This window comes from Chryseobacterium sp. GVT01B (assembly GCF_019970045.1).
GTDB lineage: Bacteria > Bacteroidota > Bacteroidia > Flavobacteriales > Weeksellaceae > Chryseobacterium.
Map to the genome: position 1 here is coordinate 429,116 of NZ_JAHXYI010000001.1, position 25,077 is coordinate 454,192.

Sequence of the window (25,077 nt, forward strand, 5' to 3'; positions counted from 1 at the left end):
TTTACGTAACTTTTAGATTTCCTCCGTTACTACTGATGAATTTCAGAGAACATATATCAGTAAGGTATCCCTAATAAGAAATTTACCGACTAATAGTACTCCAGGCTTCATTCTTCCAGCTTCCCGCCTTAAAACGTCACATCCAGTCCTACATAAAAGTTGGCCTTCATAATCGGTGCGTATACCATTCCTCCGTCAAAATAATTTCCGAAAGGATTTTTAAAATCAACAATCGCATTTTTCTGATAATAAGAAGTAAGGTTTTCACCTCCTACATAAGCTCTGATCTTTTTATTGAAGTTTCTTGAGATCTGAGCATTAAGAACCGCATAAGATTCCGAATACGTTGGCAACTGAAACTCTGCCGGATTACTTGAAGTATCAGGAAGTCTCTGTTTTCCTACCCAGTTTAAAGTCGTATCAAAGCTCCAGAATCCTCCATTGTTATTTTTATTGGTAGAATAGGCTAAATTCACAAATCCTCTGTGCTTTGCCATAAAAGGAACTTCTCTTCTTCCTCCGATATAATCTGCCTGTACATCATAGTATTTGTAAGCAAGTCTTACATCAAAGTTTTTGAAAGGAGTGAAATCCCACTGAGTCTGGAATGAGTTTGCAAACGATTTTCCTTCCAGATTATAGAATGTCAGCTGCTGAGGAGATTTGTCAAGATCCACTAATACCTGATCCTGGAAATCTGTTCTGAAGAAATCAGCGATGATACTGGATTTTCTACCGAATAATTTGAATTCCTGTTGTAAACTTGCACCGTAGTTCCAGGCAATTTCAGGTTTTAGGCCGTAAATATTTCCTCCGTTGGATAAAATGTTAATAGCTCTGTTCGATGCAAAATATTGCTGGCTTTCCGCAAATACATTCGCTGTTCTGAATCCTCTTCCCGCTGAAAGTCTTAAAATAGTCTGAGGCGTGAAATCATACTTGAAATTTAGCCTTGGGGTAAACTGAGTTCCTGCCAGATTATGAAAATCCACTCTGGTTCCCGCTACTAAAGTATATTTTAAACCTGTTAAAGTATATTCCGCAAAGATTCCCGGTACAATTTCATTTCTTTTCAGGTCGTTCAACAAATAAGTTTCCTTATAACCGTCATACAAGAAACTTGCTCCAGCTTTGTACTTATGATTGGTATTCCCGATAATGCTTTCAAAGATTAAATTGGAATAATACGTGTGCTGCTGTCCTGCATAATTTCTCAGTCCGAAGAAACTATCCTGCTGGTGATACACATACTGGTTCATCCATCCGATGCTTTGGTATGGTTTTCCTTTAAAAACGTATCCGGTTTTATTCCAAACCTGGAATCTTGAAATATCAATTCCTACTCCATAAAAAGGCTGTTTGTCCTGAGCCAGTTTTTTATTAAAACCAATTTGTCCTGCCGTTCTTTCATCTCTGATAAAATTAATTCCGAAGTGAGATCCGAATCCTGATTTTTCAAGATCATTATAATTCAATAAATAGGCGGCATTGATCTGAGTTCCTTTCGGTCTGTCCAGAAAACCGTCATCATTCATATCCGTATTCCCGAAAGTTCCGTTCCCGTGAAGAAGGAAAGTTTGTGACCATTTATCGTTGATAGGAGAAACATTGGTAATATTCACTTCCGCTCTTCCATTGAAGTCAGAAAAAAGGTTCAGTGAAGTTTCCGGAGTTTTTGCATTCTTCAAAAGTTCGGTATTAATCTGGCCTGTGATGCTTTCGTAACCATTTGTTACAGTACTTCCTCCCTTAGTAAGCTGGATACTTTCAATCCATCTTCCCGGAATGAAATTTAATCCATAGGCAGAAGCCAAACCTCTGATTTCGGGCAATTGTTCTTTTGTTAAGCTGGTATATTTCTGATCCAATCCAAGCATTTTCAGCTGTTTTGTTCCGGTAACGGCATTGCTGAAAGAAACATCAACTGTTGCATTGGTTTCAAAACTTTCAGACAGATTACAACAAGCTGCTTTTAAAAGTTCTTTTTTATCAATATTAAAAACAAGACCTGCTTCTTTCTTGCTCAATGAAGTTGCAGCTTTAGAACCTGTTACCACTACACCGTCAATGTTTTTTTCATGTTGGGAGTGGTCTTCTTTAGCTGGTGAAGTCTCGTGGTCTTTATGATCTCCCTGCTTTGTTTCTTCTTCATAATGTACCTTTGGATTGGCTTCACCAAAAGTAAAATCTCTATCATAGAGGCAACATCCCGGAAGCCCATTGTACGTTGCATCCGAAGTCTTGTATTTTTCATTATCATGACCTGCATCGGCAATCGCTTTTAAGATCTTATCTGCTGAAGTTTTTGACGGGTCAAAATTTAAAATAACGGTTTGTTTTTCTGCATTCCATTCTGCAGCAGTGGCTCCTGCATCTTTTGATGCTTTTTCAATTCTTGCTTTACAAGAAGAACAGTTTCCTCTAACATAGAATTCATTTTCTTTTTTAACAGAAACATTGGCATTTGTATGGTGTTCGTGATGAGTTTCCGCTTGGGATGGCTGCAAATCTCTATTATACAGACAACATCCCGGAAGGCTATTGTAAACAGCATCTGAAGCTTTGAATTTTTCATTATCATGGCCTGCTTCAGCCACTTTTTGAAGAATATCATCTGTAGATACCTTGTCCGTTTCTAAAGTTAAGGTTTGAAGATCAACAGAGTAAACTGCTGTTTTAGCTCCTGCTTTTTTGGCAGCACTTTCAATTCTTGTCTTGCACATTTCGCAGTTCCCTTTTACCTTGAACTGATTTTTTGCAAGTGTCTGAGCAGATATAAATTGTGTAAATAGGAATAATGCACCAAGTATAAACCTGGAAATTGGTAATTTCATTTTGTTTAAAAGTTTAAATTAATTAAAAATCAGTTCATTATAGAGTATAATGAACCCATGGTATTTTAATTAACCTATCTTAGGCGGCTGCCAGATTTCCTTTAAACGGTCTGAAAGATAAGGATCTGAATATCGGAACTGGGCATTCTTATTCGCTTTGTAATAAGATAGTTCCAGACGTAGATTTTTTGAGAAAGGAGTTTCAATAAAAGTATAGCAGGCAACACATGATGAGCAGCAGTCATCATTACATGATTTTGTTTTGTCATGTTCGCTGTCTTTTTTTGAAGAATGATTTTTGCAGCAGTCACTTTTTTTCGAAGATTCTGCTTTACAGCATGTTTCCTGCATTGCCTGTGCATAGAAATTGTCCTTGGGAATTAAAAAAAATCCCAGACAAAATACAATTACAAGTAGATGAAACAGCTTCATATCTGCAAAAATAAGAAATTTATGGCAAAGGATCACCAACTTTTAGAGAACAGCTGTGCCAAGGTTCTCCGTGTGCCGGGTTTAACTTAGGTTTTTCTCCCATTGCCAGATTCTGTGCAGCAGGTGCTGGAGCAGGAGTTGTTACATCTTGGGCTGGTTGAGGAGCTGGTGCAGGTTTGCTGTTTAATGGCTGCCCTACAGGAATGTCACATCGGTGTCCGGGCTGTCCGTGTGGAGGATTCATCCCCGGAGCAGTTTTTGCCTGCTTCCCGTTATTATCAAGAGTGATTTTTCCCGGTGCTACTGCATTCGGATCAATCTGAACAATATTATTTCCGTTTGTATTTATATTTTGTGAAGCTGGAGCAGCAGCAGATTTACTGTTCAGCGGTTGTCCTACCGGAATGTCACATCTATGGCCAGGTTGTCCATGTGGAGGGTTCATTCCTGGAGCGGTAGCCATCGGAGCAGGAGTAGAGGAAGATTGAATACCTGCCTGATCCATCAGTGATGTTTTTGAGGTTGTATTAAGAGCTACGCTGGGTTGTCCGGCGTTGGCTTCTTCTTTTAAATAAGTTGCTTTTTCATCCTTCTTACAAGATGTAGCTAATAGTGATACGGCGATCAAACCTATAAATGTATTCTTCATATCCATGGGTATGAAACAAAATTAGCAAAACATTTTCAATTGTTTTGCTAATTTTATATTTATAATTTGATTTTTAGATTAATTTTTTACCAAAAGTCTAAATCCTTCTCCGTGGACGTTGATGATCTCCAATCCTTCGTCGTCTTTTAAGAGCTTACGAAGTTTTGCAATATATACGTCCATACTTCTTGCTGTAAAGTAATTTTCCTTTTTCCAGATTTTTCTTAAAGCAAGATCTCTAGGCATGAAATCGTTTCTGTGGATACAAAGAAGCTTCAGTAATTCATTTTCTTTAGGAGAAAGTTTGTATTCTTTATCACCTACTTTCAACTGTCTCAGCATAGAATCAAAGAAAATGTTACTGATTTTAAACTGCTCCTGTTCCTCATTTTCCAATGTAGAACTTCTCTGCAGAATAGCCTTGATTTTGTATAAAAGAAGCTCAGTATCAAAAGGTTTTGTGATATAATCATCAGCTCCCAGCTGGTATCCTTTCAAAATATCTTCTCTCATATTTCTTGCTGTAAGGAATATGATCGGTGTATTTTTATCAATCTTTTTTACATCTTCAGCTAATGAAAACCCATCTTTTTTAGGCATCATTACGTCAAATATGCAGATGTCGAATTCATTTTCTGTAAATTCTTTAAGTCCCTGCTCCCCATCAGTAGCCAGTGTTACTTCAAAATTATTGATGGTTAAATAATCTTTAAGCACCGCCCCGAAACTCTGATCGTCCTCTACTAATAATATTCTGTTGCTCATAACTTTTAATAATTAATAATTAACATTAAGAATGAACTTCCTCACTCTATCTTCTATATTTTGATATTTGGTTTAAACTTTATAATTGATAAATGATGGTAGATATGAAAGAAATCTTTTTATCATTTATCGCTTATCATCTATCATTTATTTTTCTAGCTCATTGGCAGTTTTATCGTGAACGTACTTCCATTTCCTTTATGAGAGTCTACGATAATCTGTCCTTTGTGCAGTTCTACAATTTTCTTTACATAGGAAAGGCCTAATCCCTGTCCTTTTACGTTGTGAATATTTCCGGTTTCTTCCCTGAAGAATTTTTCGAAAATTTTGGTTTTATTCTGAGTATCCATTCCCATTCCCTTATCGGAAATTTCAATGATATACCAGTGTCCTTCATTTCTTGTTTCCACATGTATTTCCGGTGCTTCAGGAGAATATTTATTGGCATTATCCAGTAAGTTGACCAGCATGTTTGAAATGTGGAATTCGTCTATTTTAAAATTATAATGGGTGGCGTTGAATTTCTGGGTAAGCGAACCGTTTCTTTGCTGTACAATCAGATTGAAAGATTCTGTGGTTCTTTTGATCAATTCTCTTACATTGGTTTCTTTTAAAAACAATTCCACTTCATTTCTTTCAAGCTTGGACATATTAAGTACGTTTTCCACCTGTTTTTTCATCCTTAAATTCTCCTGCTTGATGAGTTCTGAATAATATTTTACCTTATCCGGATTGGTGGCAATTTTATCATTCGCTAAAGAATCCGTTGCTACAGAAATGGTTGCCAATGGTGTTTTGAACTCATGAGACATGTTGTTGATGAAGTCTGTTTTTACTTCAGCAAGTTTTTTCTGTCTCATCATATAATTGATGGAAATAATATAAATTCCAAGAATAGTAAGAAGAGAAAGAAAAGTTCCTAAAAGCATTGGCCAGTTGTTCATCGCCAGTGAGTATTCTTTTTTAGGGAAAACCAATGCGAGGCTGTACAGTGTATTTTTTTTATCTGCAAAAAGTGGAAAACTGTAGATGTTACTGTCCTTCTTCTCTTTGTAAGCTTTATTCACAATGCTTGTAAGCTTGTTGTTGCGGTCAAGAACTCCATATCCGAATTTGGCAGATATTCCTCTTATTTTAAGTTCTTTAGCAATCACGGAATCAAGCGTTTTCGGATCCACTCTTTTGGTGATAGGGAGATTATTACCATATACTTTCACAAATTCTTTCATGGAGTAATCTCCGGTTTCAATCTCCTGATTGATATCTGTGGTAAGAAGCTCACGATTAGTGGTATCTCTTTTTATTTTATAGGCTGCCTCGTCTGTATATAATGTTGTCAGCTTGATAGAATCTCCTTTTTGAGAAATCGGCAGCTGCGTTTTTTCAATAATATTTTTGGAGTAAATAATCTGTCTCTGAGTACCGGAGTCTTCAACCTGTTGAATAGTCGTTAAAGACGGCTGTTTGCTGTTCGCAAGAATATTTTTTCTGAAGTCCTTATAATCCTGATTCAGATATTTGTCGGCTTCAATCTCTTCAATACTTTTTGAAGTACTTTCCAAAACTGCATACACTTTATTTGAAAAATCCTGTTCCAGTACACCGTAATAGCCTTTCAACCAATAAAATTGGAGCGTCACAAAGACAATCAGTGAGATCGTCATAAACACTGAAATTATTGGGATGAATTTGTTATTCATTATTTAATTATATATGTTTTGGAAAAATGAATGTTAAAATTAATTGTTTTAAGACTACATAAACAAAAAACGAGCCAAATAATTGTTTTATTTTTCTTAAAAGAGTGTTTTTTAACAATTATTTATGAATTATCTTTTACTTGTCATATGAAAAGTCCCTTTCAATAAATAAAGTGCTAACTTTATTAAAAATAAAAATATATGGAATCTAATATCATTTTCAACAAAGATTTTGATGCAGCCTCTATTTATGTCATGAAAATCTATAAAGCTGATGTTTCAACAGTATGGAATCACTTTACCAAATCCGAATTATTGGATCAATGGTGGGGACCTAAACCCTGGAGATGTCAAACGGTAAAACAGGATTTCAGAGCAGGTGGAATCTGGATGTACGCCATGATAGGACCAAACGGTGAAAAAGGACCTATGTATGCTCAGTCTCAGTATGGCGAAATTACGGAACACAGAAGTCTTGACTGGATGAGTGCTTTCTGTGATGAAAAAGGAAAAATCAATGAAGATTTTCCAAGGTCAAAATGGCTGCTCGGTTTTACCGGAGTAGAAGAGGGAACCAAAGTGACGATCAATATCCATTACCATTCTGAGGAAGTTATGAAAAAAATCTTGGAGATGGGATTTGAAGAAGGTTTTACTATGGGACTCAGTCAACTTGAAGAACTGATTGGATAAAATTTGAAAATGTATAGAATACAGTTATTTATAAAAAAGAGGGTTTTTCCATAGAAAAACCCTCTTTTTTATTTATATACAGTTATTAACTTCCTGCTTCTTTCTTCCAGCTTCCAGCTCTTACAAAAGCTCTTCTTCCTGGAAGTAATGAATAATCGCCTTTTTCATAAGTAAGCTCTGCTCATTGGGCTTTAATTCCGGAAGGTCTTCCAGTTTGTCAAACTGAGGCCATCCGTCTTCATAGTGTGTGAATTTATAATAGCCAAAAGGCTCAAGCAATCTGCACACAGCAATATGAATCAGGTTTACCTTGTCTTCTTTAGTATATTTCTGCTGGCCGCTTCCCAACTCCTGCAACCCGATCAAAAATAAAAGGGTTTCTATGGGCGGGTTCTTCTCAGTCTGGAAATTGTCTTCGAAGAACTGTTCTATTTTTTTCCAATATTCGGACTCGTTGATCATAATTTGATAAATAATAAATAATGATTGATAAATGATAAAGTCATTCCTTTAGCATTTTTCTGTACGAAGAAGTTACTTTCAGTATTTCTTCAGTGTTTGTTTTTATATCTGTTAAAATTGTTTTTTGAACATATTCCAGTTCTTCCAACATTTCAAGCCAAAATAAAGTTTCATCAGTTTCCTCTATCACTATGGATATTTTAGAAAATCTTTCAGCTTTTGATCTTGCTCTACACATGGCTCTGTAATTGGCTGCCATGGATGTAGAAGATCTGTATATTTGCTTTCTGATAACTGAAAACGCTTCGTTATAGGGCTGTTTAGATAATTCCTTAATAATAGTGACGGCTAGCTGCTTTGTTTTAGAAGCAAAAATTGTGTTATAATCAAGGCTATCCATCATTGATCATTTATGAATTATCATTTATTTTCAACAGAAATGCATACTCTAATGCATCTTCCTTCAGAGATTCAAATCTTCCGCTTGCTCCTCCGTGTCCGGAACTCATGTCAGTTTTAAAGACTAAAATATTATTGTCTGTCTTTAGTTCTCTAAGTTTTGCCGTCCATTTGGCAGGTTCCCAATACTGCACCTGAGAATCGTGGAATCCTGTTGTGATCAGCATATGTGGATAATCTTTAGCTTCTACATTATCATATGGAGAATAGTCTTTCATATAATGGTAGTATTCTTCATCATTTGGATTTCCCCATTCATCATATTCTCCGGTAGTCAAAGGAATCGTATCATCCAGCATTGTGGAAACAACGTCTACGAAAGGAACCTGTGCTACAATTCCGTTGAATAACTGAGGTTCGTAATTGACCACAGCGCCTACCAACAGACCTCCGGCACTTCCTCCCATCGCGTACATATGTCTCGATGAAGTATAATTTTCTTTGATTAAATGTTTCCCTGCATCTATAAAATCAAAGAATGTATTTTTCTTGAATAACATTTTTCCGTCCTCATACCATTCTCTTCCCAAATATTCTCCACCACGGATGTGGGCAATAGCATAAATAAAGCCTCTGTCAAGAATAGATAATCTTACATTTGAGAAGCTGGCGTCAACGGTATGTCCATAACTCCCATATCCATAAAGAAGAAGTGGCGTATCAGCCGATTTTTTGGTGTCTTTATGATATACTAATGAAATAGGAACTTTGGTCTTTCCATCCCTCGAATCTGCCCATATTCTTTCTGAAATATAATTTTCAGGAACAAATTTTCCACCCAGTACTTCCTGTTGTTTCAGCAGTGTTGTGGTTTTGTCCTTCATATTATACTCATACGTAGAACTAGGTTGTGTAAGAGAGGTATAACCGTAGCGTAAAATTTCCGTATCAAATTCAAGATTAATTCCGATATAAGCTGTATAAGTAGGATCGGAGAATGGTAAATAATAAGATTCCTGTGTCTTCTCATCAATAATTTTGATCTGAAGCAATCCTCTTTCTCTTTCCTCAAGAACCAGATAATCTTTGAAAATTTCAAAGCCCTCTAACAAAACTTCAGCACGGTGTGGAATAACATCTACCCAGTTTTCCATACCACAATTATCAATTTTAGCTTTTACAATTTTAAAATTGATCGCATCGTCAGCATTGGTAATGATGTAAAATTCATCTTCATAATGCTCTACTGAATATTCAAGATCATCAATTCTTGGCTGTATTACCGTCCATTCTGCAAATACATTGTCAGAAGGAATAAAACGATGTTCATCAGAAATAGTACTTGAACTTGCAATGAAAATATATTGTAAAGATTTTGTTTTAAATACGTTGACATCAAAAGTGTCATCCTCTTCATGGAAAATCAGTATGTCTTCTGAAGAATCAGTTCCTAATTGATGTCTGTATACCTGGAATGCACGGAGACTCTTGTCTTTTCTAATGTAAAAAACATGCTGGTTGTCATTCGCCCAAACTGCTTTTCCTGTTGTATTTGGAATAGTGTCCGGTAAAATTTCTCCTGTCTTTAAATTTTTAAAATTAAGCGTATAAATTCTTCTTCCTACGTCATCAGAAGAAAAAGAAGCCAGTTCGTTACCGGGGCTTACCGCTACACTTCCTACTTCAAAAAATTCTTTGCCTTCCGCCAGTATGTTAACATCAAGTACAATTTCCTCCTCGTTGTCAAGGCTTTTGTGCTTTCTGCAGAAAATAGGATACTCCTTGCCTTCTTCATAACGTACAATATACCAGTATTCATTAAAGAAATAAGGCAGAGATTCATCATCCTTTTTATAACGGGCTTTCATCTCTTCAAAAAGCTCTTCCTGAAGAGCCTCTGTATCTTTCATGATGAATTCTTCGTAGGCATTTTCTTCTTCAATATATTTGATGACTTCAGGGTTTTCCCTTTCATTCAGCCAAAAGTAATTATCGATCCTTTTATCGCCGTGGGTTTCTATTATTTTTTCTATTTTTTTTGCCTGTGGAGCTTTCATCCGGATATTTTGATTTTTTATTGAGCAGAGTTTGTCTTTATACTTTCCTTCTGAAAGTAAGCAATTTATGCAGACGTCTCATTCAATGTTAATTTTCGTTCAAATTTAGGTAAAAAAAAACCATCTTTCCTTTATTGAAAAGATGGTTGATGGTATTTTTATAATTAAAGACTATTTATGAAGTGCTTTAATATACTTTTCAAGGGCCATTGTCATAGAAGGAGTCTCCTTCGTAGGCGCCATTAAATCTACTTTTAATCCAGCTTCTTCTGCAGCAGCCAACGTCGTGTTTCCAAAAACTCCGATCTTGGTTTCATCCTGCTTGAAGTCAGGGAAATTTTGTTGTAGCGATTTGATTCCTTGTGGACTAAAGAAGATCAACATGTCATAATCTTTAATGTTGATGTCTGTAAGGTCGCTGCATACGGTACGGTACATGATTGCTCTTGTCCAGTCTGCATTAGATGCATCCATGGTTTTCACAATATCCGGGCTTAAAACATCTGAAGATGGCAACAGATATTTTTCAGTTGGGAATTTTTTGAAAAGAGGAAGCAGGTCTGAGAAATTTTTCTCCCCAAAGCTGATTTTTCTTTTTCTGTACACAATATGCTTTTGAAGGTAGTTGGCAATTGCTTCCGACTGGCAGATATATCTCATTGTATCCGGAACGGCAAAACGAAGTTCTTCCGCAAGTCTGAAGTAATGGTCAATCGCATTTTTACTGGTAAAAATAATACCGGTATACTGCGTCAGATCTATTTTCTGTGTTCTGAGCTCTTTATTGTCAACTCCTTCGACGTGGATAAATGGACGGAAATCAATCTTTATTTTTTCCTTCTTCGCTATATCCAAATATGGAGAAGACTCACTAGGCGCTGGTTGAGAAACCAATATAGACTTTATTCTCATCATTGACATTTATTAAAAAAATAACAACTTCCAAAGCAATAATAATGGTGCGATTTGGAGGGTGCAAATATACAAAAATTTATAATACCATTTTTCAGGAAGAATCTTGTTCTTGTGAAATAAATAGAAAAAAACTTTGAAAATGAATACAAAAGAAAAGAAACACAAATAATACAAGAACATTTTATTTCTGTCGATAGGGAAGTAATAATGGGCTACACAAAGAATTATTAACAAAAATGTAAGGATAAAATAAAATTTTGTGGAGGTAAAATAAAAAATAGTCCATTTTTTTCCGTCCCCTATACTTTGATAAAATAAAAAACCAAATGTTGATTTTATTAAATAAAAAAACAACACAGCCAGCAAAGTATACCCAAATTTATTAAGCTGATACCCCAAAAGCTGAAGATCGGCAATGTATTTCGGTACAATAGGAATATACTGTGAGATCAGAACAGATAGGGTGAGGGTCGTCACACAAGAAGTGATAATCCAGCTGGGAAGGTTGTTGCTGGCATCAAAATACTTTTGAAGCAGAAAATCCCTGAGACTGGCATCCCTTTCTATGACGTTCATCATAAAAACATATAAAAATATACAGCCCACGAGGATAAAGATTACCCAGTCATTGTTCTCAGGTATTCTTACGTGATTGATGAAGTGTTGTGATGATGGCAAAATTTAAGTTTTTATTATTTATTATTTAACTTCTGATAGCACAATCCGGCACAGATTTTACTTTCACCTGTTTCATGTATCCGCAGTTAAAATATTTGCTCTCATCGATTTTACGTATTGTTCAGATCCGTTGAATAAAAGTTTCTGTTTCATCCGCTTAATCCCTGAGAAATATTTTTGCAAAATTATAGATTATTTTGTATAAAATAAAAAGGTTAAATAAACTATCTTTGCAAACTGAAATGAAAAAACTCGTCATTATCCCCACATACAACGAAAAGGAAAATATTGAAAATATTATTTCCGCGGTTTTTGCATTGGAGGACGACTTTCATATCTTAGTTGTGGATGATACTTCCCCGGATGGAACAGCAGAGGTTGTAAAAGAATTGCAGAAGAAACATCCGCATTATTTGCATCTTTCAATAAGACATGTGAAAGACGGGTTGGGAAAGGCATATATTCACGGATTTAAATGGGCTATCGAAAATAAATACGATTATATTTTTGAGATGGATGCCGATTTTTCCCATAATCCTAATGACCTGCCGAAATTGTTTGAAGCATGTATGAATGCCGATATGGCCATCGGTTCCCGATACTCAAAAGGAGTGAACGTGGTCAACTGGCCCATGGGAAGAGTCCTGCTTTCTTATTTTGCCTCAAAATATGTAAGATTTGTACTAGGTCTTCCGATTCATGATACTACAGCAGGATTTGTTTGTTTTTCAAGAAAAGTATTGGAAGAAATAGGATTGGATAATGTAAGATTGAAAGGCTACGGGTTTCAGATAGAAATGAAATTCAGAGCATTCAAGAAAGGCTTCAGAATTGTAGAAGTTCCTATTATATTTACCAACAGAATTTTAGGAGAAAGCAAAATGAACGGTGGAATTATTCATGAAGCGGTTTTTGGAGTACTGAACTTAAAATGGAAATCAATCATCAACAGATTATGAAACTGATGAAAAAGTTAATCTTTATTTTCGTTTTGCTGAGCCTGTTTTCGTGCAGCGATTATATAGATAAGCCTAAAAATCTGATCGATAAAGACCTAATGGCAGAAATCATTGCAGATCTTGCGATCAACGATCAGGCGATCTTTGTATATCCTGACAAAAATATGGAAGCCGGTACAAGAGCTGTCCTGAAGTCGCATAAAGTGAAATCTGAAGACTTTGTAGAAAGTTTCAAATACTATGTGATCAAAGAAGAAATGGATGGGATTACCAATGATGCACAGCAAATACTGCTGAAAAAAGATCCCAAAGCAGATAAATACGTGAAGGATAAACTGAAACAGAACGCTGTTGTGCCCCCTTTGGTGAGATAATGCGGACGGAGTTCTAACCTATAAGGAATCACTGATAAAAAGGTGAATTAAAAAAGTAGAAAGATGAAATTTTTTAATATAGAAAAAACCTCTGAAGGAAAAGCAAGAGCAGGGGAAATTACCACAGATCACGGGAAGATTCAAACTCCTATTTTTATGCCTGTGGGAACTGTTGCAAGTGTGAAGACAGTTCATCAGAGAGAATTAAAAGAAGACATTAAAGCACAGATTATTCTGGGAAATACTTACCACCTTTATCTTCGTCCGGGAATGGAGACGATGCAGGATGCAGGAGGTTTACATAAATTCATGAACTGGGATCTTCCTATTCTTACCGATTCAGGAGGTTTTCAGGTGTTTTCACTGGCGAGTAACAGAAAAATGACAGAAGAAGGTGCGAGATTCAAATCTCATATCGACGGAAGCTACCACATGTTCTCTCCGGAAAGATCAATGGAGATTCAAAGACAGATCGGAGCCGATATTTTCATGGCTTTTGACGAATGTACTCCTTATCCTTGTGATTATAACCAGGCGAAATCATCTATGGAGCTTACACACCGTTGGCTGAAAAGATGTATTGAATGGACAAATGATAATCCTGAATTGTATGGGTATAAGCAAAGACTTTTCCCAATTGTTCAGGGGTCTACTTATTCTGATCTCAGAAAAATTTCTGCAGAAGTTATTTCTGAAGCAGGTGCCGAAGGAAACGCCATCGGTGGACTTTCCGTTGGAGAGCCTGAAGAAGAAATGTACAGAATTACAGATGAAGTGACGGATATCCTTCCAAAAGAAAAGCCAAGATATCTGATGGGAGTAGGAACTCCATGGAATATCCTGGAATCTATCGGATTAGGAATTGATATGATGGATTGTGTAATGCCGACAAGAAATGCAAGAAATGCAATGCTTTTTACATGGCAGGGGGTGATGAATCTTAAAAATGAAAAATGGAAGCGCGATTTTTCGCCTTTGGATGAATTTGGAACAAGTTTCGTAGATCGTGAATATTCAAAAGCGTATCTTCGCCACCTGTTCGTATCTAAAGAATATCTGGCAAAACAGATTGCTTCGATTCATAATCTTGCATTCTATCTTGATCTGGTAAAAGTAGCCAGAGAACATATTATTGCCGGAGATTTCTACGAATGGAAAAACTCCATAGTACCGGTTCTTAGACAAAGATTATAAGAGAATATGCTTAAAATTGTAGACAGATATATCATTAAAAAATACCTTGGAACTTTCAGTTTCATGTTGGTGTTATTGTCTATAGTCGTATTGGTAATCGATGTTCAGCAAAAGATTCCAAGGATAGAAAACGCCAAAGCCATTGATCCGAAACTGGATCTGATGTATTTCCTGGTACATTTTTATCCCTTCTGGATTATTAATCTTGTAGTGACTTTCCTCTCCATTCTGGTATTTATTTCGGTGATTTATTTTACCTCCAGAATGGCAAATAATACCGAAATTGTTGCTATTATCAGTAGTGGAGCCAGTTTTTACAGGTTTTCCAAGCCCTATCTTGTAACATCCATTTTTATTGGTTTGATTGCCCTTGTGGTATATCATATGGTCCTCCCTTGGGCGAATATCAAGAAAAATGAACTGGAAGCATACACTTATAATGCCGCCAATAAAGAAAAGATTTTAGGAACAGCTCCAGCCTCTTCACAGCTGAGCAAAACAGAATATATCTTTGTTGATTCCTGGAATAAAAGAGAAAAAAGAGGATCTAGTTTCGTTTATCAGAAATATGATAAAGACAGAAAAATGACCTATGAGCTGAAAGCAAGCGAAGTGTATTGGGATCAAGCCAAAAAACAGTTTGTTCTCAATAATTATCTGGAAAAAACAATCAATAAAGACAATACAGAGAAGCTAGGCAACGGAATAGAATTAAGGAAAAACTACGGACATTCGCCGGAAGAACTTTTCCCTAACGAACTTTTGGGTCAAAATAAAACGACACCCGAACTTCTGAAATTCATTGAAAGAGAAAAGGCAAGAGGAAACAGTAACCTGAATTCTTATCTGAATGAACTTCATCAAAGAACTTCAATGCCAGTTTCTATCATTATTCTGACATTCCTGGCGCTTTCCCTGTCATCACAAAAGAAAAGAGGAGGATTGGGAATAAACCTTGCAATAGGAATCTCATTGGCCTTTATTTTCGTGTTTTCATTTGAAGCCTTGAAAGTAGTTTCAGAAAATAAAAGCTTGTCTCCTGCTGTAGCCATGTGGCTGCCAAATATGGTGTTTTTACCGCTTACCCTTTATCTGTATATCAAAAGAGCCAATCAGTAAAGTAATTTTACTTCCTTGTGATAAAAGGAATGCATTCCGTCTTCCAGTTCGATCCAGAGTTCACCCTTTTCGTCTGCATTTCGGATGATGCCATTTTGTCGCTCTTTTTCAATTTCAAAGACAGAGATCTGATCTTTTCTGAAAAGGTTGGCATTGAATCCATTCATGATTTCCTGGTCAGAAGGAATGTTTTTCAGCCTCTCAGATACATATTCATGAAGGTTTAATGAAACTTCTTCCAGGTCGAATAGGATGCCTGTCTGTGTCAGGAGCGATCCTGCATTGGATATTTCATCAAATTTGTCCTGTAGAATATTGATTCCGGCTCCTATGATAAAATAATTATTTTGATTAATTTTTTTCTTTTCTATTAAAATTCCAACGATTTTTTTACCTTTAAGGATAATATCATTCGGCCATTTTATTTTTACCTCTGATTCAGACAATTTGGCAAGGAAATCCCGGATAATCATTGCGGTATAATAATTGAATATAAAGTCGGAGCACAAGATGTTCTGGGTATTGACTGCCAGCGTGTAAGCCAGGTTTTTTCCGGCAGTTTGAGTCCAGACATTTCCATACTGACCACGACCTTTAGTTTGATTAAAAGTATGCAGTCCAATAAAATCTGAATTTTCGTAAAGTAAAAACTTTGATATTTCGTCATTAGTAGAAGAACATTCTTTCAGATAGAAGAGTTGGCTCATTTAAGAAAACTTTAAGACATTAAGAGGGTAAAAGTAAGGTTAAAGTAAAGAAAAAACAATAAATTTGCAGATTATAGTATTTTTTTAATGAATAAAACAGCAGAAAAACAAGCGTTAATAGATAAAATCGTTGAAGCTATCCAGGATGTAAAAGGAGAAGACATTATGATCTTCGATCTTTCCAACATCGAAAACTCCGTAGCAGAAACGTTCGTGATATGTAGTGGAAACTCAAATACACAGGTAGCTGCATTGGCGGGAAGTGTTGAGAAAAAAGTAAGAAACGAACTGCAGGACAGACCTTGGCATGTAGAAGGTACTGAAAATGCAATGTGGGTATTGGTAGATTACGTTTCAGTGGTGGTTCATATATTTCAGAAGCAGGTACGTGAGTACTATGATATAGAAGAGCTTTGGGGTGACGCAGTCATTACCAAAATTGAAAATCAATAATAAAAATTTTAAAAAGTCTAAATGAATAATAAAGGATTCAACTGGTTCTTTCCAATTGCAATCATAGCTCTTTTGCTCTTCTTTGGCTCCAATTTCCTTGGAGGTGACAGTGCAAAATCTATTGATGAAGATGGTTTCTTTAGAGAAATGCAGGCGGGGAAAGTCCAGAATATAATTATATACAAAGACATAGAGAAAGCTGATGTTTTCCTAACAAAAGAAGCAAAATCGGCAATGGTTTCCAAAGCCGGAAAAGAAAATAACCCTCTTTCTGCCTTTGAAATGGCTCCTAAAGCAGATTTTTCTGTAAAATATGGAGACCTTCAACTTTTCCTTCAGAAATTTGAGCAGGTGAAAGCCAGCAATCCGGTTATTAAAACAACAAAAGATTACGGAACAGGAAAAAGTGCATTAATGGACATCTTAGTTCCTGCACTGGTCTGGATTTCGATTCTGGGATTATTCTACTTCCTTCTTTTCAGAAAGATGGGTGGTGGCGGAGGCCCTGGCGGACAAATCTTCTCTATCGGTAAATCTAAGGCAAAGCTTTTTGACGAAAAAGAAAGAATTCAGGTGACATTTAAAGATGTTGCAGGATTGGAAGGAGCTAAAGAAGAAGTTCAGGAAGTTGTGGATTTCTTGAAAAACTCTGAAAAATATACAAAACTGGGAGGTAAAATTCCTAAGGGTGTCCTTTTAGTAGGCCCTCCGGGAACGGGTAAAACGTTATTGGCAAAAGCCGTTGCGGGTGAAGCTAAAGTTCCGTTCTTCTCACTCTCAGGTTCTGATTTCGTTGAAATGTTTGTTGGGGTAGGAGCTTCCAGAGTAAGAGACCTTTTTGCTCAGGCTAAAGCAAAATCTCCGGCGATCATCTTTATTGATGAGATTGATGCTATCGGACGTGCAAGAGGAAAAAACAACTTCTCTGGCGGAAATGACGAAAGAGAAAATACATTGAACCAGCTTCTTACTGAAATGGATGGTTTCGGAACAGACGTCAATGTAATTGTAATGGCGGCTACCAACAGAGCGGATATTCTTGATAAAGCATTAATGAGAGCAGGTCGTTTTGACCGTTCTATCTACGTGGATCTTCCAGAGCTTCACGAAAGAAGACAGATCTTTGATGTTCACTTGAAAAAGATCAAGCTTGATGATAATGTAGACAGAGATTTCTTAGCAAAACAAACTCCTGGATTCAGTGGGGCAGATATTGCCAATGTTTGTAATGAAGCAGCATTAATCGCGGCAAGATATAACCATACTTCTGTTACAAAGCAGGACTTCCTGGATGCGGTAGACAGAATTATTGGTGGACTTGAAAAGAAAAATATGGCCATCAAGCCATCTGAAAAAAGAAGAGTTGCTTATCATGAAGCAGGTCACGCTACCATCTCATGGCTGGTAGAACATGCATCACCACTTTTAAAAGTAACGATTGTTCCAAGAGGACGTTCTTTAGGAGCAGCATGGTATCTTCCGGAAGAAAGACAATTGACCACTACTGAGCAAATGTTGGACGAAATGTGTGCAACATTAGGAGGTAGAGCAGCAGAGCAGGTAATCTTCAACAATATCTCTACAGGAGCACTTTCTGATCTTGAAACAGTAACGAAGAGAGCACAGGCTATGGTGACTATCTACGGATTAAGCCCCAATATTGGTAATATTTCTTATTATGACAGTTCAGGACAGTCTGAATATTCTTTTGGAAAACCTTATTCTGAAGAAACCGCTACTAAAATTGATGCGGAGATCAAATTGATTATCGAAAATCAGTACGAAAGAGCAGTAAGGATTCTTGAAGAAAATAAAGATAAACTGGATGCTCTGGCCAATAAATTGTTAGAAAAAGAAGTGATCTTCCGTGAAGACTTAGAAGAAATATTCGGAAAAAGAGCATGGGATCCTGAATTGACAGAGAAGCCCGTTACCAATACGATTCCTGAAAAAGATCAGTCGGTAGTAGTGGAAACACCTCAGATCAAAGATAAAGAAGAAGAAAGCGAAATACAGGCTCCAGAAAGCCCGACACAGCTTTAAGATTCTTAAAAAATAAACCTTACCAAAACCTGACAACTCCAAAATTGTCAGGTTTTTTCATATTTAAAGAGATATTTTGGACTCTATTGTAATTTATTTTCTATTTTTGTATAAAGTTGACTAAAAATAGATTAAGTTGAATTTATTCAAGAGGATTGTAAGCAAACTTACCAACCAGCCTGAAGAAGAGGACAAACAGAGCCTGGAGAAGCTTGGGGATTCGCTGAAAAATGCGGATCTTGACTATAAGTTTGCGCAATTATTTACGCATTCGGGGGGATTTTTTAATTATTGTGCAGATGAAGCGGAGGCTCTACAAACTTTAAATCAAATTATCAAAATAGAAGGTATCCACAATCTTTTCTGTTGGGATAAAGAACTTCATAACTTTTTGAACGTTGTGAAGACTTCTTACACGTCAGAACTGCAGCCATCTAATGACGCTGCATTCATTACTTGTGAATACCTGATCGCCTATGATGGCAGAATCATGCTTTCACACAATAATATTCTTCATTATCATTCTTCAAGACTTCCCGATAGAATTATCATCATTGCCAATGTTTCTCAGATTGTGAACAACCTGAATGATGCCATGGGAAAAATAAAAAGAAATGGAAATATCAAGAACCTTACTTCCATCAGTGGAAGCCAGTCAAAAATGGACAGTTCTTCCAATTCCAATACAAAACTGTTTTTATTATTGCTTGAAGATTAAGCAAACCACTTCTAAATTTTAAATTTTGGATAAAAATCTCATTCAAAGAACCGTATCAGGTATAGTTTATGTAGCCGTCATTATTCTTTGTTCGACTCCGCTGGGAGCGCAACTGTTGAACAGCATTGCCCCGGGCCTTATCAAACAACAGTATCTTTTTTATGGCTTAATGAGTCTGTTACTGATTGTGGGAACATGGGAATGTGTCAAAATAATGAAGTTTGGAAACGGCTATGAAAAATGGATCGTATATCCATTGGTCATTTTTATATTCTATATTTTTTCCAAAAGATATTTCAGCCACGATTTCTTTTTTGATTTCAGACTCAGTGAAATACTGGCGCTGGCTCTAATTGGGATTGCTGTGGTTACTTTATTCAAATATCCCAACGAATTATACTTCGACAGCGGGAAACTTATTTTTACCGTTATTTACGTAGCGCTCCCATTCAGTTTTGCATTGGGACTGCCAAAGTTTTCGAGCTATAGTGATACTTTCTCACTGGAAGTTTTATTCTTGTTTATCCTCATCTGGAGTAGCGATACCTTTGCTTATCTGGTAGGAAAGTTTTTTGGTAAACATAAAATGGCTCCTAAAATTTCCCCTAAAAAAACATGGGAAGGATATGCAGGAGGTGTAGTGTTAACATTGGTTTTATCCTACTTTATTGAACATTATCAGCCTGAATTGAGAGGGAATTGGATGGTTGTAGGATTTTTGGTTGCTGCTTTTGCTCCATTAGGGGATTTGGTAGAAAGCCAATTGAAAAGAAATTTCGGTGTGAAAGACAGTGGAAACATCATTCCAGGGCATGGAGGAGTTTTAGACAGACTGGATAGTTTTATTATCTGCGTTCCTGTCGTATATTTGTACTTTATTTTAGAAAAATTTATTTAGTCTCATGAAATTACATAGAGAATCAAAAGGAACAATTACCGTTGCGACCATACTTTTTATTATTTTGGGCGCTTTAGCAATTTATTTCCTTAAAATATGGTCCCTGCTGATCATTATGCCCTTGTTGGTTATTTACAGTTTAGTTTTCTGGTTTTTCAGAGTTCCGGATCGTAATATCTTAGATCACAAAGAAAACGTGATAGCTCCGGTGGACGGAAAAGTGGTAATGATCAAAGAAGTGGATGAAGATGAATTTATAAAAGGGAAAGCTATTCAGGTTTCTATTTTTATGTCACCGCTAAATGTTCACATCTGTAGATATCCGGTTTCGGGTGAAGTGATTTACAAAAAATACCATCCGGGAAAATATCTGGTAGCATGGCATGAAAAGTCTTCTACAGAGAACGAAAGAACTACTGTAGCTGTACAAACTATGACCCATCATAAAGTGGTCTTCAGACAAATTGCCGGATATGTGGCCAGAAGGATTGTTTTCTATTGTAATGAAGGCGATAAAGCAAAAGCCGGACATGAGTTCGGATTTATTAAATTCGGTTCCAGAATGGATGTATTCCTGCCTTTGGACACTGAGATTATCTGTAAGATCGGAGATATTACAAAAGGAGGTTTGGATGTTATTGCCAAACTGAAAGAAAATTAAGAATCTTATCATATATAAACTGAAAAGAGAGCCTTCCTGGCTCTCTTTTTTATTTGAAGGATGAAGGGACTAAACTGCACATTTGAGTTTAACTACGCATGAGTAATATTGCGTATCAAGGAAAGAATACCTTTTTGTTTGTATTTATAATTTTGCATATTAAAAAATACACAAGCTATTTAAACTTTTAAAAGAGGTAAAATAAACAGACATTAATTTTTATGAAAATGTCTTTTGTTTGATAATTTAAATGTTGGATTTTAGTAAATTGTAACTGGAAAACACAAATCATATTCTTTTATCGCTAAAAATTACAAACCTATATTTTGTTTTGTGAGTTTTTATTTAAAAGCTATTAATATTGGGAAATTTATGCTGTCAGTAGTACAAATGCCAACTTGAGCTTGTGAAAACATAAAAAAACAACAAGATGATTTATAAGTTTTTCTTTAAGATGATTAATGATGAAACGGAGAAAACGGATGATGACTTTGACAGCAACTATCTGAATCTTATTAACCGTTACCTGCTTTTATTGTTTCTCATCTTCCTGTTTTATTCCGTTTTTATTATTACTTTTTTCGGGGATATGCTGATCTCAACATTTCTTACGGTTATTACCTTTTTCTGGTTGTTTCTAATGGCGTTAAAAGGGAAGACAAAACGGTTTAGAAATGTCTTGAAAAGTTCCATCCTCTTTATATTTGTCTTACTGACTTTTATAGTGAGTTTCTTTAATATTTATACTTACAAAAATGCGGGAGTAGAGTATTTTTATTTTTGTCTCTTGTTTGCCGTTCCGTTCTTTCTGAACTATAAAAAAGACGCTTTTGCTATTTTTTTCATTACGTTTATGATCAGTATTAATTTTATTGTATGTCTGTATTTTGATTTTGACTTCCTGCCTAAGAGTCAATTTATAGAAGCCGGGGATTTTAAAACAATAAAGTTGCTGAATATTTTATTTTCCATTGCCTCTTTCCTGATGGATATTGTTTTTATTACTCAGAAAGATGCACTGATTCATGGCTTGATTTCTGATAAAAAAGAGAAAGATTCTACCATTAAAGATCTGGTAAAAACAAACACGGAACTGATGAAACATCAGATGCTTATCAACCATCTTTCAGAGGAAAATATTGAGGAAATTTTAAATCTGGCAGAAAGTAATTCTCCCATTTTTTTTGAAAAATTCCAGGTGTTTTTCCCTCATTTTATACCGGGTGTTTTAAAAATAAATCCTAACCTTATTCATTCTGAGCTGTATTTCTGTGCTTTAATGAAACTTGATTTTGATACCAAGAAAATAGCGCAGTGTACCAATAACAGTATTCGGGCAGTAGAAAGTAAAAAATACAGGATTAGAAAAAAACTGAATATATCCTCTGATATCAATATCAACAGCTTTTTGATTAAAATTTAAACAAAATTCCGATTTTTGTTACTCATACGTAGTGTTGAGTACCGATGGGTGGTATTTTTTGTTTTTCTTGTCAATATTTTTACTTAAAAATATTGTGATGAATATTAAGAACATTCATATTGGAAGCCTGATAAGATCCAAAGTAGTGGAACATCAGATTTCAATAGAAAGGATCTCCCGATTTTTAGACAGAACAGAAGATGATGTAGAAATGATGTATCAGGCAAAAAGTATTGATACGGATATATTGATGAAATGGTGTAAGCTATTAAAGTTTGATTTTTTTAGATTTTATACCGGTCATCTTATTTTGTATGCTCCGCAGTCAAGAATTGATAATGAATTCAGAGAAAAGGGGAGTTCCATAGTTTTCAGGAAAAGTATTTATACCCAGGAGGTAAAGAATTTTATACTTGAAAAAATAGAAATGGGAGCAATGACTGCCAATGAAGTTGTTGAAAGATATAAGATCCCCAAAACAACTTTATACAAATGGATGAAAAAACTATAATATGATACCTGACTATAAGCAGATCTATACCGATATTCTTAAGGAAAAGTTTCCGGAAAAACTAATAGATATAACCATCAGGAATAAGTTGGAAAGATTACATTCAGCGATTGATATTCTAAAGTTTAATCAATTGATTTTTGGTGATCCGGAATATGCAGTTGGATTCAAAAGTCAAAGACTCCGCTCTTATGATGAAGAATCCATTTTGGAAATTCTCAGATATCAGAAAAAAAACGGACTTAGCAATTTTCAGCTTGGCTGTCATTTTAAAATAAGCAGAAATACCATTGCCAAATGGAAAGCTGTCTTTAAAATATGAAATGACATTGTAGTTCATTGGGCTTAATTAAATTATTTTTTTTGATAAGCAAATAATAATTGTTTTTGTGTTTGGTTGGTTGTAATTTTTTGAATTTATTATTGAATTAAATGAAATAACTCAACTTTCTATCTGTATTTCCATGCGCTCCGAATTTGCTGTGATTTTGTGAGTTTTACTACGCGTGAGTAGTATTGCGTAGTGAAAATTAATTTGTAATTGTCTGAGGGTGATAATTTTGTGACGGTTAAATGACTTGGTCAAAAATTTTAATCATTAAACAATTATAACTTTAAAATGATGGAAACAAAATTTACAATTCCCCCAATCAAAGTCTTGCTGATAGCACTGCTCTTTGCCTTTGGAAAATTTTATTCACAAGCCAATAATGGCGCGGTAGGAATTAACACTACTACACCGAATGATAATTCTGTTTTGGATGTCATCTCAGGAAATAATAACAAAGGAGTGCTGATTCCGCGGCTTACAGAAGCACAGCGAAATGCCATTGTAATTAATCAATCCAAAGATGACGGACTGACAATTTACAATACTACAGAAGATTGTTTCAATTACTGGAGTCTTGCGGATAACGAATGGAAAAGTGTTTGCGGACAAATGGGGAAAGCTGTTTTTACTATAGATTGTTCTACTTCCAAAGCAATGGGAAGCTATGTAAAAGGAAAAGAACTTACCAATTCTAATTACCTGAGTATCGCGGTAAATGTTACAAAAGTGGGTAACTACACTATTTCCGGAACTACGACAAACGGGTATAACTTTTATGGAACGGGAGTATTTTTGAATACAGGAACACAAACGATACAGATTCCTGGGCAGGGAACTCCTCAGAATATCCAGACAGATGATGTATCACTTGAAGCCAATGGAACTGCTGTTACCTGTACTCCGGCGATCTCTATTACAGTATTAAGTCCTGCAGGAACATATACCATGAGCTGTGGAAACGCAACGGTAAATGGCGTGTACAAAGTAGGAACGGCTCTTACAGCTTCCAATACCATTACGTTACCGGTAAATGTTTCAGCATTGGGAAGTTACACGATTACATCCAATACAGTTGACGGGATTTCTTTCAGTGGGTCAGGAACATTTACAGCGACAGGAAATCAAAATATAACATTAGGCGGAACAGGAACACCGTCTTCTACATCAGTGAAAACAATTACTATTACTTCAGACAGCCAGGGAGGAGTATCTACAACCTGTTCTGTAAATGTAGTGGTTGTAATTCCGAAGAAGACAGTACTTCATATCGGATTAGAAACAGCGTATGGCTATAGTGCTTACACCGGTCCTTCACGAAGTCTGATGGATGCTCCGACAAATTTTGGAACAACGGCCTCAAGTATTGTTAAATATGAAGGTTTTACCCATATATCTTTAGGAAACTCACCTTCATCAGCAGCTCTTCAGACAGCTCTTAATAACAAACCTGATATTGTTGTCATTGGTTACAACTATACCCCTAATGCTACAGAAGCCGGTTATATTGCTTCTTACCTTAATAAAAAAGGAGTTGTAATTGCTATGACAGATGATACAGGTACAGCACAGAATTTATTCAGAGGAATATTCTCTGATCCTACAATCTCAGCTTCTTATGGTGGCGGTGCAGGTTCTGTTTATGCTCTTACCAATTCTGATGATCCTATCCTTAACGGACCTTTTGGAGATGTAAGAGGTAAAAACTGGGGGGAAGATGCCTCTACAACAGTAAATATTTCCGGATTGACAAGTGGATTTGTTCCTTACAGCTATGCACAACCCATTAACAGCACCACTGCAAGAACAGGAATTTCGGGATTAAGAAATACCAGTTTAAACTTTATATGGTTTGGTGACGGTGGTTTTTTAAGTAATGAAAATGCGAACGGAAATCAATATGCAAGCAATACCATTGAGCCTTTTGTAGCACCGAGTTCGGGAGGATATTTCCCGGTTCAGAAATCTTCTTACGGATATGCCGGAAACGGATATGCAACAGGATCAATGCAGGTTCAGAATTCGATTCTTTTTGCCAATATGATCGCGTGGGCAATCAAACAGGCGGAATTCAGCGGAATAAACACACAATGATAAAGTTTTTT

The 25,077-nt window shown here is 35.9% G+C and carries 25 protein-coding genes; 14 read left to right on the forward strand and 11 right to left on the reverse strand.

Annotation, left to right across the window (positions count from 1 at the left end; genetic code table 11):
• Positions 1-128: 128 nt before the first annotated feature.
• The 5 genes from LC457_RS01975 to LC457_RS01995 form a co-directional block, all read right to left on the reverse strand.
• Positions 129-2,834, reverse strand: a complete 2,706-nt coding sequence (locus tag LC457_RS01975) for a TonB-dependent receptor domain-containing protein (RefSeq protein ID WP_223598393.1) — start codon at positions 2,832-2,834, stop codon at positions 129-131.
• Positions 2,835-2,903: 69 nt separating this feature from the next.
• The gene (locus tag LC457_RS01980; RefSeq protein WP_223598394.1) at positions 2,904-3,266 is read right to left on the reverse strand and encodes a hypothetical protein; all 363 of its coding nucleotides are present in this window, start codon (positions 3,264-3,266) and stop codon (positions 2,904-2,906) included.
• Between the two features lie 19 nt (positions 3,267-3,285).
• Entirely contained in the window at positions 3,286-3,921 is a 636-nt protein-coding gene (locus LC457_RS01985; RefSeq protein WP_374200529.1) for a hypothetical protein, read from the reverse strand.
• 72 nt (positions 3,922-3,993) lie between these two features.
• Complete coding sequence (locus tag LC457_RS01990) at positions 3,994-4,680, reverse strand: response regulator transcription factor (protein WP_002982671.1); 687 nt, start codon at positions 4,678-4,680, stop codon at positions 3,994-3,996.
• A 155-nt stretch (positions 4,681-4,835) separates the two neighbouring features.
• Positions 4,836-6,380: a sensor histidine kinase KdpD gene (locus tag LC457_RS01995; RefSeq protein ID WP_142717251.1), complete on the reverse strand. Its 1,545-nt coding sequence runs from the start codon at positions 6,378-6,380 to the stop codon at positions 4,836-4,838.
• A gap of 201 nt (positions 6,381-6,581) precedes the next feature.
• On the opposite strand from LC457_RS01995, the gene LC457_RS02000 reads away from it, so the two are divergent.
• Positions 6,582-7,073 (forward strand): SRPBCC domain-containing protein, encoded by a 492-nt coding sequence (locus LC457_RS02000; RefSeq protein ID WP_223598396.1) that lies wholly within the window; start codon positions 6,582-6,584, stop codon positions 7,071-7,073.
• A 120-nt stretch (positions 7,074-7,193) separates the two neighbouring features.
• Here LC457_RS02000 and LC457_RS02005 read toward each other — a convergent pair whose 3' ends face one another.
• The 5 genes from LC457_RS02005 to LC457_RS02025 form a co-directional block, all read right to left on the reverse strand.
• Positions 7,194-7,535: a hypothetical protein gene (locus LC457_RS02005; protein ID WP_047422243.1), complete on the reverse strand. Its 342-nt coding sequence runs from the start codon at positions 7,533-7,535 to the stop codon at positions 7,194-7,196.
• Between the two features lie 40 nt (positions 7,536-7,575).
• Positions 7,576-7,938, reverse strand: a complete 363-nt coding sequence (locus tag LC457_RS02010) for a four helix bundle protein (RefSeq protein WP_223598397.1) — start codon at positions 7,936-7,938, stop codon at positions 7,576-7,578.
• Positions 7,939-7,945: 7 nt separating this feature from the next.
• Complete coding sequence (locus LC457_RS02015; protein ID WP_223598398.1) at positions 7,946-9,991, reverse strand: S9 family peptidase; 2,046 nt, start codon at positions 9,989-9,991, stop codon at positions 7,946-7,948.
• Positions 9,992-10,162: 171 nt separating this feature from the next.
• Entirely contained in the window at positions 10,163-10,903 is a 741-nt protein-coding gene (locus LC457_RS02020; RefSeq protein ID WP_149834373.1) for a uroporphyrinogen-III synthase, read from the reverse strand.
• Positions 10,904-10,915: 12 nt separating this feature from the next.
• Positions 10,916-11,584, reverse strand: coding sequence for a DUF4271 domain-containing protein (locus LC457_RS02025; RefSeq protein WP_262904041.1), 669 nt, complete (start codon positions 11,582-11,584; stop codon positions 10,916-10,918).
• Positions 11,585-11,826: 242 nt separating this feature from the next.
• Between LC457_RS02025 and LC457_RS02030 the strand changes: the two genes are divergently transcribed.
• The 4 genes from LC457_RS02030 (at position 11,827) to LC457_RS02045 (ending at position 15,230) form a co-directional block, all read left to right on the forward strand.
• A complete protein-coding gene (locus LC457_RS02030; protein WP_047422245.1) occupies positions 11,827-12,543 on the forward strand; it encodes a polyprenol monophosphomannose synthase in 717 nt (238 codons plus the stop codon).
• Between the two features lie 5 nt (positions 12,544-12,548).
• On the forward strand, positions 12,549-12,917 hold the full coding sequence (locus LC457_RS02035; RefSeq protein WP_223598399.1) for a DUF4296 domain-containing protein: 369 nt from the start codon (positions 12,549-12,551) through the stop codon (positions 12,915-12,917).
• A gap of 63 nt (positions 12,918-12,980) precedes the next feature.
• Positions 12,981-14,111 carry a tRNA guanosine(34) transglycosylase Tgt gene (tgt, locus tag LC457_RS02040; RefSeq protein WP_142717246.1) on the forward strand — a complete coding sequence of 377 codons (1,131 nt, stop codon included), beginning with the start codon at positions 12,981-12,983 and terminating at the stop codon, positions 14,109-14,111.
• A 6-nt stretch (positions 14,112-14,117) separates the two neighbouring features.
• On the forward strand, positions 14,118-15,230 hold the full coding sequence (locus LC457_RS02045; RefSeq protein ID WP_223598400.1) for an LptF/LptG family permease: 1,113 nt from the start codon (positions 14,118-14,120) through the stop codon (positions 15,228-15,230).
• Here LC457_RS02045 and LC457_RS02050 read toward each other — a convergent pair.
• Positions 15,224-15,937: a biotin--[acetyl-CoA-carboxylase] ligase gene (locus LC457_RS02050; RefSeq protein ID WP_223598401.1), complete on the reverse strand. Its 714-nt coding sequence runs from the start codon at positions 15,935-15,937 to the stop codon at positions 15,224-15,226. The genes LC457_RS02045 and LC457_RS02050 overlap by 7 nt on opposite strands.
• 87 nt (positions 15,938-16,024) lie before the next feature.
• Here LC457_RS02050 and rsfS point away from each other — a divergent pair, with 87 nt between their 5' ends.
• The 9 genes from rsfS to LC457_RS02095 all read left to right on the forward strand — a co-directional run bounded on the left by rsfS (position 16,025) and on the right by LC457_RS02095 (position 25,066).
• On the forward strand, positions 16,025-16,390 hold the full coding sequence (rsfS, locus tag LC457_RS02055; RefSeq protein WP_047422250.1) for a ribosome silencing factor: 366 nt from the start codon (positions 16,025-16,027) through the stop codon (positions 16,388-16,390).
• Positions 16,391-16,411: 21 nt separating this feature from the next.
• The gene (gene ftsH, locus LC457_RS02060; protein WP_223598402.1) at positions 16,412-18,433 is read left to right on the forward strand and encodes an ATP-dependent zinc metalloprotease FtsH; all 2,022 of its coding nucleotides are present in this window, start codon (positions 16,412-16,414) and stop codon (positions 18,431-18,433) included.
• Between the two features lie 136 nt (positions 18,434-18,569).
• Positions 18,570-19,151, forward strand: coding sequence for an LUD domain-containing protein (locus LC457_RS02065; RefSeq protein WP_047422252.1), 582 nt, complete (start codon positions 18,570-18,572; stop codon positions 19,149-19,151).
• A gap of 25 nt (positions 19,152-19,176) precedes the next feature.
• Complete coding sequence (locus LC457_RS02070; RefSeq protein ID WP_223598403.1) at positions 19,177-20,049, forward strand: phosphatidate cytidylyltransferase; 873 nt, start codon at positions 19,177-19,179, stop codon at positions 20,047-20,049.
• A gap of 4 nt (positions 20,050-20,053) precedes the next feature.
• Positions 20,054-20,710: a phosphatidylserine decarboxylase family protein gene (locus LC457_RS02075; RefSeq protein WP_223598404.1), complete on the forward strand. Its 657-nt coding sequence runs from the start codon at positions 20,054-20,056 to the stop codon at positions 20,708-20,710.
• Between the two features lie 430 nt (positions 20,711-21,140).
• A complete protein-coding gene (locus tag LC457_RS02080; protein WP_223598405.1) occupies positions 21,141-22,133 on the forward strand; it encodes a Two component regulator three Y domain-containing protein in 993 nt (330 codons plus the stop codon).
• 97 nt (positions 22,134-22,230) lie between these two features.
• Complete coding sequence (locus LC457_RS02085) at positions 22,231-22,644, forward strand: transposase (RefSeq protein WP_223598406.1); 414 nt, start codon at positions 22,231-22,233, stop codon at positions 22,642-22,644.
• A gap of 1 nt (position 22,645) precedes the next feature.
• Positions 22,646-22,966, forward strand: coding sequence for a helix-turn-helix domain-containing protein (locus LC457_RS02090; RefSeq protein WP_223598407.1), 321 nt, complete (start codon positions 22,646-22,648; stop codon positions 22,964-22,966).
• A gap of 300 nt (positions 22,967-23,266) precedes the next feature.
• Positions 23,267-25,066, forward strand: a complete 1,800-nt coding sequence (locus LC457_RS02095) for a hypothetical protein (protein WP_223598408.1) — start codon at positions 23,267-23,269, stop codon at positions 25,064-25,066.
• Positions 25,067-25,077: the final 11 nt, after the last annotated feature.

Coding starts and splice junctions, on each gene's coding strand:
- LC457_RS01975 (WP_223598393.1), bottom strand. CDS start 2,834: ATGAAATTACCAATTTCCAGGTTTATACTTGGTGCATTATTCCTATTT.
- LC457_RS01980 (WP_223598394.1), bottom strand. CDS start 3,266: ATGAAGCTGTTTCATCTACTTGTAATTGTATTTTGTCTGGGATTTTTT.
- LC457_RS01985 (WP_374200529.1), bottom strand. CDS start 3,921: ATGGATATGAAGAATACATTTATAGGTTTGATCGCCGTATCACTATTA.
- LC457_RS01990 (WP_002982671.1), bottom strand. CDS start 4,680: ATGAGCAACAGAATATTATTAGTAGAGGACGATCAGAGTTTCGGGGCG.
- LC457_RS01995 (WP_142717251.1), bottom strand. CDS start 6,380: ATGAATAACAAATTCATCCCAATAATTTCAGTGTTTATGACGATCTCA.
- LC457_RS02000 (WP_223598396.1), top strand. CDS start 6,582: ATGGAATCTAATATCATTTTCAACAAAGATTTTGATGCAGCCTCTATT.
- LC457_RS02005 (WP_047422243.1), bottom strand. CDS start 7,535: ATGATCAACGAGTCCGAATATTGGAAAAAAATAGAACAGTTCTTCGAA.
- LC457_RS02010 (WP_223598397.1), bottom strand. CDS start 7,938: ATGATGGATAGCCTTGATTATAACACAATTTTTGCTTCTAAAACAAAG.
- LC457_RS02015 (WP_223598398.1), bottom strand. CDS start 9,991: ATGAAAGCTCCACAGGCAAAAAAAATAGAAAAAATAATAGAAACCCAC.
- LC457_RS02020 (WP_149834373.1), bottom strand. CDS start 10,903: ATGAGAATAAAGTCTATATTGGTTTCTCAACCAGCGCCTAGTGAGTCT.
- LC457_RS02030 (WP_047422245.1), top strand. CDS start 11,827: ATGAAAAAACTCGTCATTATCCCCACATACAACGAAAAGGAAAATATT.
- LC457_RS02035 (WP_223598399.1), top strand. CDS start 12,549: ATGAAAAAGTTAATCTTTATTTTCGTTTTGCTGAGCCTGTTTTCGTGC.
- tgt (WP_142717246.1), top strand. CDS start 12,981: ATGAAATTTTTTAATATAGAAAAAACCTCTGAAGGAAAAGCAAGAGCA.
- LC457_RS02045 (WP_223598400.1), top strand. CDS start 14,118: ATGCTTAAAATTGTAGACAGATATATCATTAAAAAATACCTTGGAACT.
- LC457_RS02050 (WP_223598401.1), bottom strand. CDS start 15,937: ATGAGCCAACTCTTCTATCTGAAAGAATGTTCTTCTACTAATGACGAA.
- rsfS (WP_047422250.1), top strand. CDS start 16,025: ATGAATAAAACAGCAGAAAAACAAGCGTTAATAGATAAAATCGTTGAA.
- ftsH (WP_223598402.1), top strand. CDS start 16,412: ATGAATAATAAAGGATTCAACTGGTTCTTTCCAATTGCAATCATAGCT.
- LC457_RS02075 (WP_223598404.1), top strand. CDS start 20,054: ATGAAATTACATAGAGAATCAAAAGGAACAATTACCGTTGCGACCATA.
- LC457_RS02080 (WP_223598405.1), top strand. CDS start 21,141: ATGATTTATAAGTTTTTCTTTAAGATGATTAATGATGAAACGGAGAAA.
- LC457_RS02085 (WP_223598406.1), top strand. CDS start 22,231: ATGAATATTAAGAACATTCATATTGGAAGCCTGATAAGATCCAAAGTA.
- LC457_RS02090 (WP_223598407.1), top strand. CDS start 22,646: ATGATACCTGACTATAAGCAGATCTATACCGATATTCTTAAGGAAAAG.
- LC457_RS02095 (WP_223598408.1), top strand. CDS start 23,267: ATGGAAACAAAATTTACAATTCCCCCAATCAAAGTCTTGCTGATAGCA.